General features: G+C 66.1%; 17 protein-coding genes. 3 read left to right on the top strand and 14 right to left on the bottom strand.

The features are described from left to right. The 8 genes from LAQ58_RS11670 to LAQ58_RS11705 form a co-directional block, all read right to left on the bottom strand. A complete protein-coding gene (locus tag LAQ58_RS11670; RefSeq protein ID WP_224447635.1) occupies positions 1 to 498 on the bottom strand; it encodes a DUF7519 family protein in 498 nt (165 codons plus the stop codon). Beyond that, positions 495 to 1769 carry a DUF58 domain-containing protein gene (locus tag LAQ58_RS11675; RefSeq protein ID WP_224447636.1) on the bottom strand — a complete coding sequence of 425 codons (1275 nt, stop codon included), beginning with the start codon at positions 1767 to 1769 and terminating at the stop codon, positions 495 to 497. The genes LAQ58_RS11670 and LAQ58_RS11675 overlap by 4 nt, the downstream gene beginning before the upstream one ends. Continuing rightward, positions 1766 to 2317: a DUF7269 family protein gene (locus LAQ58_RS11680; RefSeq protein WP_224447637.1), complete on the bottom strand. Its 552-nt coding sequence runs from the start codon at positions 2315 to 2317 to the stop codon at positions 1766 to 1768. Before LAQ58_RS11680 ends, LAQ58_RS11675 begins: the two co-directional genes overlap by 4 nt. Next, on the bottom strand, positions 2314 to 3285 hold the full coding sequence (locus tag LAQ58_RS11685; protein ID WP_224447638.1) for a DUF4129 domain-containing protein: 972 nt from the start codon (positions 3283 to 3285) through the stop codon (positions 2314 to 2316). Before LAQ58_RS11685 ends, LAQ58_RS11680 begins: the two co-directional genes overlap by 4 nt. Positions 3286 to 3373: 88 nt before the next feature. Beyond that, on the bottom strand, positions 3374 to 4378 hold the full coding sequence (locus LAQ58_RS11690) for a metallophosphoesterase family protein (RefSeq protein ID WP_224447639.1): 1005 nt from the start codon (positions 4376 to 4378) through the stop codon (positions 3374 to 3376). 138 nt (positions 4379 to 4516) lie between these two features. Next, positions 4517 to 4978: an SHOCT domain-containing protein gene (locus tag LAQ58_RS11695; protein ID WP_224447640.1), complete on the bottom strand. Its 462-nt coding sequence runs from the start codon at positions 4976 to 4978 to the stop codon at positions 4517 to 4519. A gap of 78 nt (positions 4979 to 5056) precedes the next feature. Beyond that, on the bottom strand, positions 5057 to 5245 hold the full coding sequence (locus LAQ58_RS11700) for a hypothetical protein (protein ID WP_224447641.1): 189 nt from the start codon (positions 5243 to 5245) through the stop codon (positions 5057 to 5059). Between the two features lie 182 nt (positions 5246 to 5427). Continuing rightward, complete coding sequence (locus LAQ58_RS11705; RefSeq protein ID WP_224447642.1) at positions 5428 to 6414, bottom strand: MBL fold metallo-hydrolase RNA specificity domain-containing protein; 987 nt, start codon at positions 6412 to 6414, stop codon at positions 5428 to 5430. A 186-nt stretch (positions 6415 to 6600) separates the two neighbouring features. Here LAQ58_RS11705 and LAQ58_RS11710 point away from each other — a divergent pair, with 186 nt between their 5' ends. Further along, complete coding sequence (locus LAQ58_RS11710; RefSeq protein WP_224447643.1) at positions 6601 to 6993, top strand: zinc ribbon domain-containing protein; 393 nt, start codon at positions 6601 to 6603, stop codon at positions 6991 to 6993. 12 nt (positions 6994 to 7005) lie between these two features. Here the strand turns inward: LAQ58_RS11710 and LAQ58_RS11715 are convergent, their stop codons facing one another. The 4 genes from LAQ58_RS11715 to LAQ58_RS11730 form a co-directional block, all read right to left on the bottom strand. Then, positions 7006 to 8754, bottom strand: a complete 1749-nt coding sequence (locus LAQ58_RS11715; RefSeq protein ID WP_224447644.1) for an ATP-dependent DNA ligase — start codon at positions 8752 to 8754, stop codon at positions 7006 to 7008. Between the two features lie 478 nt (positions 8755 to 9232). After that, a complete protein-coding gene (locus tag LAQ58_RS11720; RefSeq protein ID WP_224447645.1) occupies positions 9233 to 9658 on the bottom strand; it encodes a GtrA family protein in 426 nt (141 codons plus the stop codon). Positions 9659 to 9660: 2 nt separating this feature from the next. Next, positions 9661 to 11100: a sulfatase gene (locus LAQ58_RS11725; RefSeq protein ID WP_224447646.1), complete on the bottom strand. Its 1440-nt coding sequence runs from the start codon at positions 11098 to 11100 to the stop codon at positions 9661 to 9663. A gap of 204 nt (positions 11101 to 11304) precedes the next feature. Continuing rightward, positions 11305 to 12021, bottom strand: coding sequence for a YqjF family protein (locus tag LAQ58_RS11730; protein ID WP_224447647.1), 717 nt, complete (start codon positions 12019 to 12021; stop codon positions 11305 to 11307). A 317-nt stretch (positions 12022 to 12338) separates the two neighbouring features. On the opposite strand from LAQ58_RS11730, the gene LAQ58_RS11735 reads away from it, so the two are divergent. Further along, entirely contained in the window at positions 12339 to 13769 is a 1431-nt protein-coding gene (locus tag LAQ58_RS11735) for a S8 family peptidase (RefSeq protein ID WP_224447648.1), read from the top strand. Between the two features lie 26 nt (positions 13770 to 13795). Here the strand turns inward: LAQ58_RS11735 and LAQ58_RS11740 are convergent, their stop codons facing one another. Then, positions 13796 to 14050 carry a hypothetical protein gene (locus LAQ58_RS11740; RefSeq protein ID WP_224447649.1) on the bottom strand — a complete coding sequence of 85 codons (255 nt, stop codon included), beginning with the start codon at positions 14048 to 14050 and terminating at the stop codon, positions 13796 to 13798. A 206-nt stretch (positions 14051 to 14256) separates the two neighbouring features. Here LAQ58_RS11740 and LAQ58_RS11745 point away from each other — a divergent pair, with 206 nt between their 5' ends. Next, positions 14257 to 15813: a S1C family serine protease gene (locus tag LAQ58_RS11745; RefSeq protein WP_224447650.1), complete on the top strand. Its 1557-nt coding sequence runs from the start codon at positions 14257 to 14259 to the stop codon at positions 15811 to 15813. A 69-nt stretch (positions 15814 to 15882) separates the two neighbouring features. On the opposite strand, the gene LAQ58_RS11750 is transcribed toward LAQ58_RS11745, so the two are convergent. Then, positions 15883 to 16149, bottom strand: a complete 267-nt coding sequence (locus LAQ58_RS11750; protein ID WP_224447651.1) for a hypothetical protein — start codon at positions 16147 to 16149, stop codon at positions 15883 to 15885. Between the last annotated feature and the right edge of the window lie 61 nt (positions 16150 to 16210).

The raw sequence follows: 16210 nt of genomic DNA on the forward strand, positions 1-16210 counted from the left end.
TCACTCGCGGAGCGCCGCCACGAGCGCGACGACGCCCAACAGCAGGAACACGAGCGCGGTCACCGGCTGCCCGCCGCCGGCGGCTCGGTACGCGCCGTAGCCGAAGACGGTGGCGACGGTACCGACCACGAGCGTCGACGCCGCGTGGACGAGTTCGGCGCGGGTCGTGTCCGTCTCTCGACCCAGTTGCTCGCCGATTCCGATTCCGTTCTCGCCGACGTCCCACGCGAACACCGCCGCCAGCAGGCCGACGAGCAGCAGTTCGGGACCCGACCCCGCGATGCCGCCGAAGACGACGGCGGCGAACAGCGCGAGGCCGCCGGCGGTCACCACCCGCCGCGCGCCGACCAGCAGTCCTCCGGCGAGGACGACGACACCGGCGGCGGCGGCTGTCAGCGCCGTGGTCGAACTCAGCGCCGCCGCCACGAGACAGACACTGGCGCCGACAATCGACAGCGAGACGCTCAGAAGCGCCGGCTTCCGCGTGATTTCGCTCACGACGACCACCGTTCCCGCGCGCGGGCGAGTTCGGTCGCCAGCGACTCGTCTCCCCAGTCGATGACGCGGATGCCGGCGCGCCGGAGCCGACTCATCCGGTTCCGGCGCTCGACGCGCGCGAGGCGGCGACCCGGCGTCTGGTCGGCCGTCGGGTCGGGGCTGACGACGGTGACGAGGTGGCCGTAGGCGTCGAGTCGCCGCGCTGCGGTGACGACGTAGTCGTCGACGAGCGGCGAGAACAGAATCACCTGCGCGTCCGACGGGAGGCGACGCTGGAGCCGACGGAGGCGAATCGAGGGGAAGAATGCACTGTCCTCGGACGGCGTCGGCGCGAGCGACGGGTGCGTCGCCAGCAGTCGACGCCCGCGCGCTCGATGGTCTTCGCCCGTCCCTGGCGGCAACCAGAGTTCCTCGGCGGCGAACGTCGCTAACCCCACGCGGTCACCCCCGTCGAGCAGCGCGACGAACGTCTCGCCGGCAGCCTCCGCCGACCGCTCGACGGCGTTCGGCGCGTCCTCCTCCGGCGCGAGATACGCCTGCTCGCGGGCGTCGACGAGCAGTACGACGGTCGCCGCGCGCTCCTCGCGGAACTCCGTCGTCGCGAGTTCGCCGGTCCGCGCGAGTCGATTCCAGTCGACGCGCTTGAGCGGGTCACCGCGGCGGTACTCGCGCGTCGAGGTGAACTCCAGTCCCGCGCCCGCCACGTCCGTCGTGACGCGTCCGGCGTACTGCGTCGTCAGGCCGCGAAGCGGGAGGTTTTCGGTCGCCGATAGCGTCGGCTCGCAGCGAAGCACCGTCTTCGCGTTCGTCTCCGTCGAACGCTCGTTGCTCCCGCTCGCGTTGCGGACGATGAGCCGCATCGGCTCCCACTCGTGTTCGCCGCGCACCGCGCGAACGGCGTAGGAGAAGCGTGCCCGCTTCCCCGGCCTGAGCGCGGTTCCGAGTCGGGCGGTTCCCTCGGTCACCTCCAGGGCGGGCGGGACGCCGTCGACGACGCGGAGGTCCAACAGCGCCGACTCGCCGGTGTTGCGGACGGTGACGCTGACGCGGACCTCGTCGTCGGGGTCGGGCGTCGCGTCGTCGAGTTCGCGCTCCACCGCCACCGACGGCTCGGGGACGTCACCGCCGTAGGCGTAGGCGGCGTAGGCGATGCCCACCACGCCGGCGAGCAACAGCGCCGGCTGTCGGGGTGAGACGAGAATCGCCAGGCTACCGGCCAGGAGCGCGAACGCTTCGACGCCCGTCCAGCGGTTCGTCTCGAAGGCGCTCACCGTCTCCCCTCCTGAATCGCCACGAGCTCGTCGACGACGCGGCGGGCGCTCCGCGCGAACGGCGACTCGGTGCGGAACATCGCCCGGAGTCGGGAGGCGAGCGACGGACGGGGCGGCGACTCCTGCAGCGCGGCGGCCGCGACCGGGTCGTCGGTCCACGTCCCGGCGTCGAGCCGCGCCTCCGCCTCCTCGAGCGTCAGTCCACCGTAACCCGTCAGCGTCTCCAGCGCCGCCTCGCGGAGGCGTTCTCGGACTCGCTCTTGTTTCTGTGCGCGTCCCAGCGAGCGCCCGCTCGCGGAGTCGATGTCGATGTCGTCGCCCGGCGTCGGCACGTGGTATCGGAGCTCCGGGTCGTCGGTCTTCGTCGCGTGAAACGGCGTCTTGCGGCGCTTCAGACCGTACCGGACGCCCTGGACGAGCGCGAGCGCGCCGACGAGCGTCACGACGAGGTAGTCGAGGTCGAACAGTCCGGCGAGACCCCGGTCGGCGACGACGGCGAACCCGAACACCGTCGCGAGAAGACCGACGAACGCGGTGACGGTCCTCACCGTCGCTCACCACCGTCGGTGCCTTCGCTACCTTCGCCGTAGGCCGACTCGATACGCCGAAGCGCGGCCACCGCACGCTGCTCGCGCTCGGCGGTCACCTCACCGTCGCCGTACCGAACGTGTTCGAAGATGTCGGTGAGTTCGCGCACGTCCTCGCGGGCCATCCCGGCGTCCTTGGCGGCGGCGGCGAACTCCGACGGCGTGCTCGTCCGTGGGTTGTCGACGTCGAGCAGGCCGGTCATCTCGACCCACGCTCGGTACACCTCGTTGTCGGTGTCGGCGTTAGCTTCGATTCTGTCGGCGGCGCGCCCGGCGGCCTCCCCGAGGGCGGCCACGTCGGGTATCGGGTCGGCGTCGTCTTCGACGGTGTCGCCGCCGAGGGCGTCGTCGTCGCCAGTGGAGACGAAAAGCAGGAGCAGCGCCCCCACGAGGACGACACCGAGAACCGCGAGCAGCACTATCGTCGGCGTCGTGACGGTCTGCCCGGTGCCAGTGAGTCCCGACGATCCGGCCGACCCCGGGAAAATCGAACTGTTGTTCGTCATCTCTCCGCCGCCGAGACCGAACGACGACTCTGCTGTGACACAGGACGTGAGCAACACGTAGAATATCAAGACGAGACTCCCGAAGGAGACCGTGAACGCGAGGCCGAGGAGGTACGACCCCGTCCGGTACCGGGCGACAGCGTTCATGATGAGGAACGCACCGACGATGGCGGGGGCGACCCACCACTGCGTCAGCCACGGAACGCAGAAACTCAGCAAGGGGGCCGCCGACCCATCCTCGCCGCCCAGCGGGGCGGTTTCGCCCTCCTGTCCGCCTCCGACGGCACCGCTGTCAGACGGGCCGAGGCCGAGACTGCCGCCGTCCTCGGTGACGACGGCGGAGTCGAGCGTCGCGGCGGCGAGGGCGAGCGCGCAGACGGCGAGGGCGGCAAGACCAATCCGGAGGGCTGTCTCTCTCTGCACGTCACGTGATAGCGTGGCAACGCCGTATAGTGGTTTCGACGCCGACTAATCAACTATATATCACTAAAATCGGGGCGACGAGACGGACTCAGTCGGACGTGGTGGGTTCCAGCGCGCGCTCGTCGAGCAGGGGGAACGAGTCGAAGTAACCGTCGTCGACGCTCTCGGTGACTGCACCGTCGCGCGCGCCGTCGGTGACGGCGTAGCGGTACGCCTCCGTCCGGGCGTCGTCGTCGCCCAGCGGAACCATCGAGACGGTGGTCCCCTCGGGCGTCACCCGGACGAGGAGGTAGCCCTGCGGGAACGAACAGGCGGCGGGCGTCGTCACCTGCGTCACGCCGTCGGAGGAGTTCACCGAACCGCCGTCGTTCTCGCGGCCCGCGGAGACGCCGGCGACACGGGCGATCGTCGGCCAGTGGATGTGCCCCGAGAACACCAATTCGACGCCGGCGGCGTCGAGCGCCTCGGTCACGGCGTCGGCGTTTCGAAGTTGGTAGTGGTCCGTCCGAGGGAACCGCTCGACGAGGTCGCCGACGTGCGTCGTCGGGTGATGGAAGACGGCGACGGTCGGCGTCTCGGGGTCGACGGCGTCAGCCAGCCAGTCGAGCTGGGCCTCGGAGATGCGCCCCGCGTGGCCGCCGCGGAGCGTCCCGTCGATGTCAGAGGCGCTGTTGAGGGCGACGATGTCGATGCTGCCCAGACGGGTTCGATACGGGAGTTCCTCGGGGCAGTGCGCGGCGACGAACGCCGACAGCGGCGGCGTCTCGTGAGCATCGAACGCCTTCGGCACGTCGTGGTTACCCGGAACGGCGAGATACGGGGCGTCGAGACCGGAGAGGATCTCGGCGACGCGGTCGAACTCCGCAGGCGTGCCGTCCTTCGTCAGGTCGCCCGCGAAGACGAGGCCGTCGACGCCTCGGCGGTTCACGTCGTCGACGGCCGCTTCTAGGTGGGACTCGGTCCGGTGGAACACTTTCCACGTCCCCTCGGCGTCGGCGGTGACGTGGGCGTCGGAGACGACGGCGAACGTCGTTTCGGGGGCGGTCGGTCGATCGAGGTGGGCAAGTTCGATTTCGCGGGTGGGACCTGGCATCGGTGTTCGGCGGGGCTAGTTCGTCGGGCCGGGTAAACATATCGGCCACGTTATAACTTTGACAATATAGCGCACACGTGCTTTACGGAGGTCGGCGAGCGGAGAACGAGCGACATCGTCGACGCCGGCCGACGCAACCTATCGGTTATCCGTCCGCTCCGTCTCGCGTTCGACTTCGGGTGCGGACTCGCGGCGGTGGAGTTCGGCGCGCGCGTCGTTCGCCGTTTCGGTGCTCAAGAGGCGCTCCAACCGCCGTTCGAACTCCTCCTCGTCGAGTTCGCCGCTGGCGTACCGATCGCGGAGCGTGGCCAGCGCACGGTCGGTCTCGCTCGTCCCGGCCGTCGACGGACGCGCCGTCGCCGATCGGTCGGCGGTGTCGTGACGGCGTTCGTACCAGCGAACCAGTCCGATGGCCGCCGGAAGGAGACCGGCGAACCCGACCGGAAACGCGACCCAGAACCACCGGTAGTCCATCACGAGGAGACCGAAGGCGACGAGGAAGACGAGCGCGATGACGACGCCCGCGACGATCTGCTCTAACGGCGAGTCGCCGTCTCCGTCGTCTCCCTCGTTCGGACGGTTCCAGTCTCGGTCGCTCATTGGGTGAAGACAGTTGCGCGGGCGGCATAACAGTTCGCCGTCGTTCGATGCGCCGAGAGCGAGAAATCCGACAACGGACTACTGGTTCTCCGCCGGAGCGGCCACGAGGAACGTCCGTACCCCTCTGCGTTCGAGGTACAGTTCGAGGCCGGGTTCGCACTGCTCGTCGACGTACGCTGTAATCTCCGCGGCCGGGAGGTCGGTGACGTCGATGCACTTCCACTTCCGCGACTGCGTCGTTCGTCGGCGTTCTATCGTCGCGCTCATGCCAGTACGTTCGTCTGAATTGACTTGTAAGCGAGCCTAGTGGAGTGAAAGTGAAAGTAAGGGACTGAGTCGCTGTGATTTCCGTGCGCCGACTCCGGCGACTCCGGAACGACGAACTCTCACACTGTCAGTAAACGATTCCGTCTCGTTCGACCGACTACACTGGAGAGGCGGATTGCAGTTCAAAAATCGCCGAGCGAAAGTTGATTGCGCTTCAGCGACCGGGCGTCGTAGTCGAGTTCCGCGGCGAGGTAGTCGGCGAACTCGTCGGCGAAGCCGTGGTTCGTGTACACCTGCTCGGGGCCTGCCTGTTCGACGACCCGGACGAGTTCATCGAAATCGCAGTGGTCAGAGAGGACGAACGTCTCGTCGTAGTCGCCGCGGAACCGGAAACTCCGGTCGACTGCCCATCCCGAGGCGCCGACTTTCAGCGCACCCGTCTCCTCGACGATATCGTCGACGAACGCGAGTCGACTCGTCTGCGTCGGCAGTACGAGCACGTCGCCAGCGCCGAGTTCGACCTCGCGCGAGAACCGCGAGGCGTCGAACGAAACGTCGAGATGGTCTTCGATGACGGCGTTGATTCGCTCAACGGCTTTCGTGACGAACAGTCGCGACCGGTCGGAGCGCTGGGCGAGCAACTGGAGCTTCTGGGCACGACCCAGCGAGTAGCCGAACAGGATGGCGGGCGTCTCGTAGGTATCGTCGAGCCAATCGACCAGTTCGCGCTCGATTTCGTCCTGCGGCGCGAAGACGTACTCGGGTTTCCCGTACGTCGACTCGATTATTAACACGTCCGCGTTCGGTGGTCTGAATCCGTCGAGATAGAAACGGTCGCGCGTCGAGATGTCGCCCGTGTAGCAGTAGGTTCGCTCGGCGTCGTCGACGACGGCGGCCGTCGATCCGGCGACGTGTCCCGCGCTCACGAGTTCGACTGCCGGGTGCGACGTTGGGTTCAGCGGTTCCGTGTCGTCGCGGCGGACGTTCGCCAGCGCGGCAGTCAGTTCCGAGCAGACCATGTCGCCGGGAGCCGAGCGGTAGAGGTGGTCGCCGTGGGCGTGGCTTAGCACGTTGATTTCGCCGTTGACGTACTCACTGTCGGCCGCCACCGTCTCGCCGGTCGCAAGGTCGATTCGGATACCGTCGGTGTATCTGACGCTGCCGGTCACTGAGTTGGGAGACGGTTTCACGGACAAAGTCGGTTCTGCCAATTCGCCTCCCGCGACGGCAATTTCGCCGCCTTACAAAGATTCGAGGAAAGGTAGACGACTGTCTCCACAAGATTTCTCGAACAATCGTTGACGACGCCGTAGCCCGAAATGCGGTTATCGCTGTGGGCGACCTCGGCGGTATCCGTGAAGGTAACGCAAGGGACGGACCTCAACGACAAACTTCACAAGATGCCGTTCGCCAAACTCCTCTCGTACATCGAGTACAAGGCCCACCGCGAAGGTATCGAGGTAGTGTTGGTGGACGAAGCGTACACGTCTCAGACGTGCAATCGGTGTGCCGAGGAGGGCGTGCGGAACACGCAGGGGCGGTTCTGTTGTCCGCACTGTGGCTTGGACGACAACGCGGACAAGAACGGCGCGACGAACATCGGAAACCGAGTGTTGGGTAAGTTCTCGAAACCGTTATCCGACACGGGGGCTGTACTGACTCGGCCCGAAACTCATGTCGTCGTTGAACCTGAGAACTCCCAAGATTCCGTGGGCCTAACCCTCAGTGAGGGAACCCCACGACTTTAGTCGTGGGAGAAGTCAGTGCTCGTCGTACAGTCGCTCGACTTTCGAGAGGGAGTCGACTTCGTCGAGCGAGAGGTCGTCTCTGAACGCCGAGAAACGAGGGAACCGGAGTGCGTACCCCGACTCCGACTCGGGCGATCGCTGTATCTCCTCGTACTGGACTTCGACGACGACTTCCGGTCGGACGCGGACCTCGCGACCCGTCCGCTCGATGACTAACGGGTCGAGTCGTCTCGTCACCTCCGCGAGTTGCTCGTCGGTGAGGCCCGAGAACATCCAGCCCACGTCGCGGAACTCGCCGGTGGCGGCGTCGCGGCAGGCGAGGTGGAGTCGGCCGAGGAACTCGCTCTTTCGCCCCTCGCTCCATTTCGCGCCGACGACGACGAGGTCCAGCGGTTCCATCACCGGTTTCACTTTCATCATGTAGCCGACCCGCGAACCGGGTTGGTACGCCGCGTCAAGGTTCTTCACCATGATTCCCTCGTGACCGCTCGCGAGGGCCTCCTCGTAGAACACCCTGGCTTGCCGTTCGTCTTCGACTGCGATTGTGGTCGCCGGTTCGAGAACGTTCGATTCGCCGACGAAGCAATCGCCGAGTCGCTCGACGCGTTTGCGAAGCGATTCGTCGAGCAACGACTCGCCGTCGACGTAGAGCGCGTCGAACAGGTGCGTCACGACCGGGACGGACTCGACCAACTCCTCGACGCGGTTCTCGCGCTTGATGCGCCGAGAGAGTTCCTGAAACGGCATCGGACGGCCCGTCTCGGGGCCGTAACCGACCGTCTCGCCTTCGAGGATGCAGTCGTCCGCGGAGACGCGTTCTCGGACCGCCGCGACGACTTCGGGGAACTGCTCGGTCACGTCTTCGAGACGGCGCGTGAAGACGCGTACCTCGTCGCCGCGCTTGTGAATCTGCGTTCGGAGGCCGTCGTACTTGTACTCGCAGCGAACTGTCGGCCTGCGGTTCGAGAGTCCGGCGTCCGTGGCCTCCGCCTCGTCATCGACGTCGTCGCCTCCGTCATCGTCGCCGCGCACCTCGACCAGTGCGTTCTCGACGCTCTCGGCTTTCTGTGCGAGCATCACCTTCACCGGGCGGAACAGTTCCACGTCGAGCGCCCGAAGCCCCTCGATTCCCTCGTCGCGTGCCGTCTCGGCGACGACGCGGAAATCGTTCGTCAACTGGTGCGCGCGTTCGACCGCCGAGACGGCCGAGTCGCTCCCGTCGAGAAACGCCGCTGCGATGGCGTCGCGGACGGTTCCCTCGCCGATACCGAGACGCATCGCCCCGACGACGGTTCGGACGACGTATCGGGCCTCGTCGGGGTCGGCGCTCGTCAGCAGTTTCGCTACATCGTCGACGCGTCGCGACTGGCTTCCCTCGCCGGTGTACTCGGCCACGTCCGTGAGCGTCTCGTGGACGAGTTCGACCGTGAGCGTCTCCGAAAACAGCGTCCGTTGGGCCCGGTTTTCGACCGCCAGCGCGGCTGCATCGCCCAGATCGCCGCGCTCGCGCCACCACGTCTCGACCTGGTCGTCGTCGACGCCGGTCGCCTTCCATATCGCCTCGCGGGTGAGACTGGAGGAGACGCCGAGTTCGCGGCTATCCCACGCCGAAAACACGTTTCCGCGGACCAGCGTGGCGACGAGCGGCAACTGCGTCTCGCTCGCGGCGGCGAAGCAGTCGGCCAGAACGGCCGTCTTCTCGGTGGTGGAGGCGGTCGCTTCGAGGCGCCGGTACACGTCGACGAGGGCGGCGTACTCCATCGGTTCGACGTAGGTTCCGAGGGCGAATAAGACCTCTCTGGAGGAGGACTACGCCGAGAAGAACCCGCCAGTGACTGTTGGTGCGTGCCTGCGCGCGCAGAGCGAAGCGCGACGCGTCACTCCAACGACTCGGCGGCGTACTCGGCGACGTCGCTGGAGCCACAGCACTGACAGCGCTCGTCGTCCGAGTCGAGTGTGGTCCCGCAGCGACGGCATTCATAGAGTGTCGCGTCGCACGTTCCGCGTCGGACGGCTGCTTTGACAGATTCGAACATAGATTGTGGGTGGACCGCTTCCGGAACTCTTCAGGAAGTCAGTATCCGCAGGACACATTAGAATGTTTTCCATCCGCAGCGGAAGTGAACGATCGGCTTCAGTCGTGCGATTTTGTGCGATTGTTGTTCGATAAAAAGAGGGAACGGACGAACCGGTCCACGCGCCGACACGGACGCGTCTCGGGACGGACCCACCGGCGAGGTCAGTCCGCCCACGTCCACCGCGAATCGAGAACGTACCGGTAGACGCCGCTGATGACGATGGCGACGCCGTTGGCGAGGAGGTACGGCATTTCGCGCCACGACACCAGCGCGTAGAGGATGGCGAGCTGTATCGGGATGGCGCTGCCGCGGACGAGGTTCGTCTTCGCCAAGCCGACGAGAAAGGCGTTGACACCGGTGTTCTCGAACGCCTGAAAGGTCCAGGTGTTGTTCAACACGTACTGGAAGACGATGGTTATCTCGATGGCGACCGTCGCCGCGAGCAGGTAGTTCGCGCCGGCCTGCTCGACGAACAGCCACAGCAACACCATCTGGACGCCCGCGGCGATGGCGCCGACGATGACGAACCGACGCAGTCGGACGGCCAGCGGGCCGTCGACGAGGTTCCGAAGCAGCGCTCGTACCATCGTTATCGATATCCGAGCGCTGACAGACGGGTCTCGACGGCGTCGTTGACGGCGCTCTCCTCCGAGGGGTCGGCTCCCTCGGTCGTCGCGGTTACCATCTCGGCGTGCTCGCGGACCGGTTCGCGGAGTCGGGCGACGACGGCTTCGTCCTCGGCGGTCGGGTCGACTGCGCGGTCGGTCTGTTGGTCAGGGTCGCTCGGGCGGTGGTACAGTTCGTGCTCGCCGGTCTCAGTGTTCTCGATGTAGGTCCACTCGCGGGTCCGCGCGCTGACGAGCAGGTCGCCGTCGTCGAGGCTGCGCGGAATCGGCTGCTGGGTCACGTCGTCGCCGCGGACGGCGACCGACACGACCGGTTCGTCGGCGGGGTTGGCACCGTCGACGACGCTCGACAGGAGGCTTTCGCCGGTCCACTCGTCGGGGGCGTCGACGCCGAAGAGATCGCAAACCGTCGGGGGAACGTCGTCGAGACTGACCTGTCCGTCGATGCGCCGGGCGTCGGCTCCAGGCGCGTCGACGACGAGCGGGACGTGGATGAGTTCGTCGTAGAGCTTCGGGTAGTGGGCGAGGTGACCGTGTTCCTGAAACTCCTCGCCGTGGTCGCCGGCGACGACGACCGCCGTCTCGTCGCGGTGTCCCGCCGCGTCGAGCGCGTCGAGCACGCGCCCGATACTCGCGTCGACCTGTCTGACCGCGCCCTGATACAGCGTCCGGAGGTCCGAAAGCGTCCGGTCGCCGACCTCCCACCCGAGACCGGTTCGTGTGTGCGCCAAGAGCATCCGGTGGGTGCCGAACATCGCCGAGGAGACCTCGCGGATGTAGCGCGGCGCGGGGACGTACGGGGTGTGGGCATCCATGTAGTGAATCCACAGGAAGAACGGTTCGTCGGCGTCGGCGACGAACGAAGTCGCCGCCCGCTCAGCGTCGAGCATGCGCGAAGCGTCCAGAAACGGGAGGTCGTCCTCGTCCCGTCTCAGTCGCGCCGCCAGTCGGCGAAACGGCGACGCGGCGAGTTGGAGCCACCCCTCGACCGTCGGGTGGGCAGCGAGATACTGGCCGTAGAGGCTCGACCCGATGTCGGCGACGAACGGTTCGAACTCGTCGAAGCCCTCGTCGTAGCCCCAGTGCTCGGTGAGAAAGCCGTTGGCAGCGTTGAAGCCACCGGTGGCGACGTCGGCCGACGAGAGCGTATCGGCGAGCGTCGGCGACTCGGTCACGCCGATGTGACCCGTATCCGCGAACGTCGGTCGGGAGGCGAGTAGTCCGGGAAAGGAGAAGGGTGTCCAGTTGCCGGTCGCGAACGCGTGCTCGAATACCGTCCCCTCGTCGGCCAGTTCCTGCAGTACGGGCGTGTGCCGCTCGCCATCGTACGGACTGACCGCATCCGCGCGAAGCGAGTCGACCGTCACGAGTACCACGTTGGAGATGTCGGCGTCTGTCGTCATGGGTTTCGAGCCGTATTGCCGCAGACTGACGCCCGTCTGACCCCCACCCGACCGCCGTTTCCACCGACGCTATCGACGAGGCGGTCCAGTCAGTGTCGAAGGCGTGGACGCCAGTAACGTCCCTCCTACGCAGGTCACCCCCGTCACAGTTTCGGTTTCGACGAATGGTGTGAAACGGGCACGCTCGGGCGCGAAAACGGCGATCTAATCGGTTCGGAGTCGCTCGCTATCGGGCAGACGCGCGCTCGGCGACGCGACGACGTCCAGTCCCGGACTGTAGTAGCGAATCGGCTCACCCTCCGGGCGAGCGAAGCCGTTCGCGCGAAAGAGCGTCTCGGTTTCGACCGTCGCGTCGGCCGGATACAGCGTCCACGAGTCGTGGTCGACGTCGGTGTACCGAACCGTGCCGTCGGGCGCTTCAGTGTAGAACCGGTAGCGCTCGACGAGGAACTCGGCTAACGGGTCGTCGGCCGACGAGAACGGTTCGCCGGTCGGTCGGTACGTCGCGCGGTAGTGGGCGGGTCTGTCGCCGGGATGGAGTCGCCGACTCCGGAATCGGACGCAGTCGTCGTCCAGTTCGAGTGAGATCCGGGCGTAGTAGTACGGGAGGTGGTGGAACGCGCGCGCGCCGAGAACACTCAGAACCCCCTGCGCGTCGAGGCTGAAGAAGTACACCGCGGGTTCGCCGTCGCGGGTGACGTACGTCCGAAGGTTCAGTTCGGGAAGCGGCAGACCCGCCCATCGAGGCAGCCCCTTCGGCCGGACGTTCACGTTGGTGAACGGCACCACCGAGAGCCACCCGGAGCCGTCGTGTTCGTCGACGGCGAGCGACTCGGGAAGATGATCGGCGAGGCGGGCGGGGTCGACGCGCCAGTTTTCGAACAGCAGATGCCGCCACCCCATCGCTAGCAGGAGTACCATACTCGTGGGTTGGTCTCGACTGCAGTAAATTTCGCCGGTGTAGACCGGTTTCCGCCGGCGTCGACCGATTTCCGGTACAATCGGCCGGTTTCCACCGCCGTCAACTGCTTTCCGCCACCTTCGACGACGTTGCACCGTCGCCTCTATCGCTCACGATCGTACCGTCGCCCCTATCGCTCACGACTTCGAGAGTAGAATTACGTCCGACGGACGTCGGCACGAACCGTCGAAATTCGGGCAACTATCGCCTCGTTTTACTAAGTTCAACAAAAGTAATCCGCAGTAAAATATTTACGTCTCGTGTGGAACTGTCTGTCGTGATACAACATAACAGACGGACATTTTTGAAGCTCACCAGCACAGCACTCGGCGGCCTCGCGCTCGGCGCGGGTACCGCGGCGGGCGCGACGGGGGCGGACGAGCGGTTCCTCGTCGACTTGCGCGAGGTCTCCGCATCCGAGATCCCGGACGACGTCGAAATCATCCACGACCTGTCAGCGGTCGACCTGCTGGTCGCCCGCGGTGACGCGGCCGCCGTCGGCGGTGCGGCGGCGACGACGCCGGACGTGACCGTGTATCAGGCCAACGGGGGCGTCGCGGCCGAGAAAACGGGACCGAAAGCCAGCGGCGACGGCGCGAGCCACAACCACGACGGACCGGCGACGAACACCGAACTCCAGTGGGACAAGCGGGTCCAGAACGTCAGTGACCTGACCGACAAGCCGGGTGATGGCACGCCCATCCACGACGTGACGAAGGGTGCAGGTACGCGCGTCGCCGTCGTTGACTCCGGCGTCTACAACGTCCATCCCGACCTCGTGGACGTGGTGAACGAAGAGCTGTCGGCGAACTTCACGACCGACGGCTTGGACTTCCGTCCGAACGGCGCGGGCAGCCACGGGACGCACGTCGCCGGCATCGTCGCGGCGACGAACAGCAACGACGGTCCCGCCGGCGGCGTCCTCGGCACCGCGCCGGAGACCGAACTGCTCTCGCTGCGCGTCTTCTCGGGCGTCGAGGGCGCGACCGGCGACACGCTCGCTGCGCTCGTCTACGCTGCCGAGCAGGGCTGCGACGCCGCCAACATCAGCCTCGGCTACCCGTACCCATACGTCGACCCCGAGGAGTTCCCGGTACTTCTCGCCATCCGAGAGGCCTACAGACGCGTCGCCGAGTACGCCCGCTCGCAGGAGATGGTCATCGTCAACTCCGCCGGAAACGACGGACTCGACATGGACGCCGAGGGCATCCTGAGCCTGCCGACCGAGGTGGAGGGTATCTTCGGCGTCTCCGCCACCGGTCCCATCGGCTACGGCTGGGGCGACAAACACGACGACAACGAGGAGAAGTGGCTCACCGGCGATCGACTCGAAGAGGAGACGACGGACCCCGCCTTCTACACGAACTACGGCAGCGCCGTCGACGTCTCCGCCGCCGGCGGCGACGCCGACCTCGACGCGCTGAACGGCGGCGTCAAGGGCGCAGAGCGAGACCTTGTCTTCTCGACGGTCAATATCGTCGAGGAGGACGGCTCCGTCGTTTCCGGCTACGGCTGGAAGGCCGGCACGTCGATGGCCGCACCGCAGGTTTCGGCCGCGGTCGCGCTCGTCCGTTCGCTGCGCCCCGACGCCAGCGCCGAGGAGGTCGAGTCGCTCATCATGGAGACAGCGAGCAGCGCCGAGGGCGGCGAAACCTACCACGGGGCGGGCCACCTCGACCTGAAGCGGTTGGTGAAAGCGGCGGAGTAATCGGGAACGGCGTAGATTCGTCGCTCTCAGTCGATCCGAACGTCCGAAGCTGTTTCGAGCTGCTCGACGCGTCTCTCGAGTTCCTCGACGCGCTGCTGCAGACTCGGCCTCTCCTCGTCTTCGATGACCGTCTTTTCGAGCCGCCTCACCCGATTGACCAGCCCGCTGGGCGGCCGCTCGGACTGCTCCGAGGGAACGCCGGCAAAGTCCTCCGCCTCTGAGCCCAGCACGTGCCGTTCGAGCGTCTGCACCCGTCGCTCCAGTCGGTCTACGTCGCTCATCGTACCCCGTGTACGGCTTCACGCCACATGTACTCTGAGGTGCGTCGGAACAACGGTGATTCTGTCTCCGATCCTCAGCACCCGTCGATCCTACGGGTGATACTGTACGTATAGACGTACTCTACATCGAGACGCACTCTAATCCCTTCGAGAGTGTCAAAATCGCCTGTAACGGAATCTAAGATGCTTTCTCGGGTACCGATACTATGTTCGACCCGAAATCGAGTCGGCGGCGGTTCGTTCAGACCACAGCGGCCGGCGTCTGCGGCTCGGCAGTCGTCGGAACCCACACCAGAACGGCAAACTCGCAGCAGCAACCGAGTCCCGTCTCGAACGTCACCGAGGCTCAGGCCGCGACGGTGCGAATTCAGGCGCAGGGTACGTACACCTACCCCGACGAGAACCTCTCCGCACAGACGGCGGAGTCCGTTGGGGGTGGAACCGGCTTCTTCGTCGACCCGTCCGGCATCGCAGTCACGAACAACCACGTCGTCACGGGCGCCGGATCTCTCGTCGTCTTCGTGGGAGGAGACGACAGCCGGCAGGAGAGCGCGCGCGTACTCGGGGTGTCGGAGTGTAGTGATTTAGCCGTCATCGAAGTGTCGGGCGGTGGATATCCGTACTTCGAGTGGTTCGACGGGCGTGTCTCGCCCGGCCTGCCTGTAAGTGCTGTCGGCTACCCGGTCGGTCCGGACGGAACGCAGCAGTACCAGTTCTCGGAGGGGAGTATCGCCTCGGAGGCGAGACCGCTCTCGACGACCTGGGCGTCGGTCGACGAGATGATTCAACACAGCGCGGTCATCCGACCCGGAAGCTCTGGCGGTCCCCTGCTTCACGGCCGGACTGCGCGAGTTGTCGGCGTGAACTACGCCGGGTCGACGGAACTCGATACCTACCTCGCTATCAGTTCGGCGTCGGCGCGCGGAATAACTGCACAGCTCCGAACCGGCCGAGATGTCGAGTCCATCGGCGTGAATGGCCTGGCCGTTCTCAATCAGGAGGGCTCCATCTCGGGGGTGTGGGCCGTCGGCGTCGAACCCGGCGGTCCGGCGAGCGACGCCGGCGTCCAGGCGGGCGACATACTCACGCAACTGCAAGGTGTGAGTCTCGGTCTCGACGGGACGATGAGCAGTTACTGTCAGGTGCTGCGAAGTCACACGCCCGGCGACGTCATGTCGGTGCAGGTGCTTCGCTACGAGACCGGCGAACTGCTAGCGGGCGAGCTGAACGGCCGGCCGCTCGAACCCATCGCCGGATCGAGTCCGGGCGACGACTCCGCGAACCTCACCTCGGGCGATGGCTACAGCGGGTACGAGGACATCGTCGACGCCACGGGCGCTATCGCGGTCACCGTGCCGACGGAGTGGGCGGACAGGGACCTCCGACCGCTCGAAGTCGGGCCGAGCATCACAGCGTCGACGGACGTCCAGTCATTCAATCAGACGTTCGACGTGCCCGGCGTGTTCTTCGTCGCGTCCAGCGGACTCGGAACCGACCCAGCGGGGATTCTCCAGCAGTTAGCCGTTCAAGGCTGTACCTCGGAGCAACCGCAATCGTACGACGACGGCTACTACACCGGCCTCTCTCAGATCCAGAGGAGTTGCGGCGGCGGAGAGACGGTGCTCGCGAACATCGGTGCCACCTCGCCGGACGACTCCTACGGCGTCGGCGTCCAGGTACAGATCGTCGAAGAACGCGATTTCGAGGCGCTCGACACGATTATATTGTCGTTCCGAGCGATAGACGAGGCGAAAGTACCGTAGGTCCCGGTTCGTCACTCGCTCTGCGGGGGTCGTCGAGTGGCGACCGGGGAGTGCTACCGACCGCTGCCGTCAGTCGATGCGGCTGTCTCCGCTCCGTTCGGACTCGGCGGTCAGTTCCTCGATACGCCGTTCGAGTTCCTCGACGCGCTGCTCTAAACTCGACGACTCCTCGTCTTCGACGACCGTCTTTTCGAGTCGGTCCACCCGATGGACGAGCCCGCTGAGCGGCCACTCCGTTCGCTCCGAAGGAACGCCGCCGAACTCCTCCGCCTCCGCGCCCAGAACGTGGCGTTCGAGCGTATGTACTCGTCGTTTCAGTCGGTCTACGTCGCTCATCGTCTGAAACCGTACGGCCCTCGGTAGGATGTTTCCTCAGATACGCCAGTCGACCGGCCAC

The organism is Haloprofundus salilacus, assembly GCF_020150815.1.
Taxonomy (GTDB): Archaea; Halobacteriota; Halobacteria; order Halobacteriales; family Haloferacaceae; genus Haloprofundus; species Haloprofundus salilacus.

What these genes read in the sequence shown, in the direction of transcription:
- LAQ58_RS11690 (WP_224447639.1), bottom strand. Translation starts at nt 4,378, where the DNA reads ATGCCAGGTCCCACCCGCGAAATCGAACTTGCCCACCTCGATCGACCG.
- LAQ58_RS11695 (WP_224447640.1), bottom strand. Translation starts at nt 4,978, where the DNA reads ATGAGCGACCGAGACTGGAACCGTCCGAACGAGGGAGACGACGGAGAC.
- LAQ58_RS11700 (WP_224447641.1), bottom strand. Translation starts at nt 5,245, where the DNA reads ATGAGCGCGACGATAGAACGCCGACGAACGACGCAGTCGCGGAAGTGG.
- LAQ58_RS11715 (WP_224447644.1), bottom strand. Translation starts at nt 8,754, where the DNA reads ATGGAGTACGCCGCCCTCGTCGACGTGTACCGGCGCCTCGAAGCGACC.
- LAQ58_RS11720 (WP_224447645.1), bottom strand. Translation starts at nt 9,658, where the DNA reads ATGGTACGAGCGCTGCTTCGGAACCTCGTCGACGGCCCGCTGGCCGTC.
- LAQ58_RS11725 (WP_224447646.1), bottom strand. Translation starts at nt 11,100, where the DNA reads ATGACGACAGACGCCGACATCTCCAACGTGGTACTCGTGACGGTCGAC.
- LAQ58_RS11730 (WP_224447647.1), bottom strand. Translation starts at nt 12,021, where the DNA reads ATGGTACTCCTGCTAGCGATGGGGTGGCGGCATCTGCTGTTCGAAAAC.
- LAQ58_RS11740 (WP_224447649.1), bottom strand. Translation starts at nt 14,050, where the DNA reads ATGAGCGACGTAGACCGACTGGAGCGACGGGTGCAGACGCTCGAACGG.
- LAQ58_RS11745 (WP_224447650.1), top strand. Translation starts at nt 14,257, where the DNA reads ATGTTCGACCCGAAATCGAGTCGGCGGCGGTTCGTTCAGACCACAGCG.
- LAQ58_RS11750 (WP_224447651.1), bottom strand. Translation starts at nt 16,149, where the DNA reads ATGAGCGACGTAGACCGACTGAAACGACGAGTACATACGCTCGAACGC.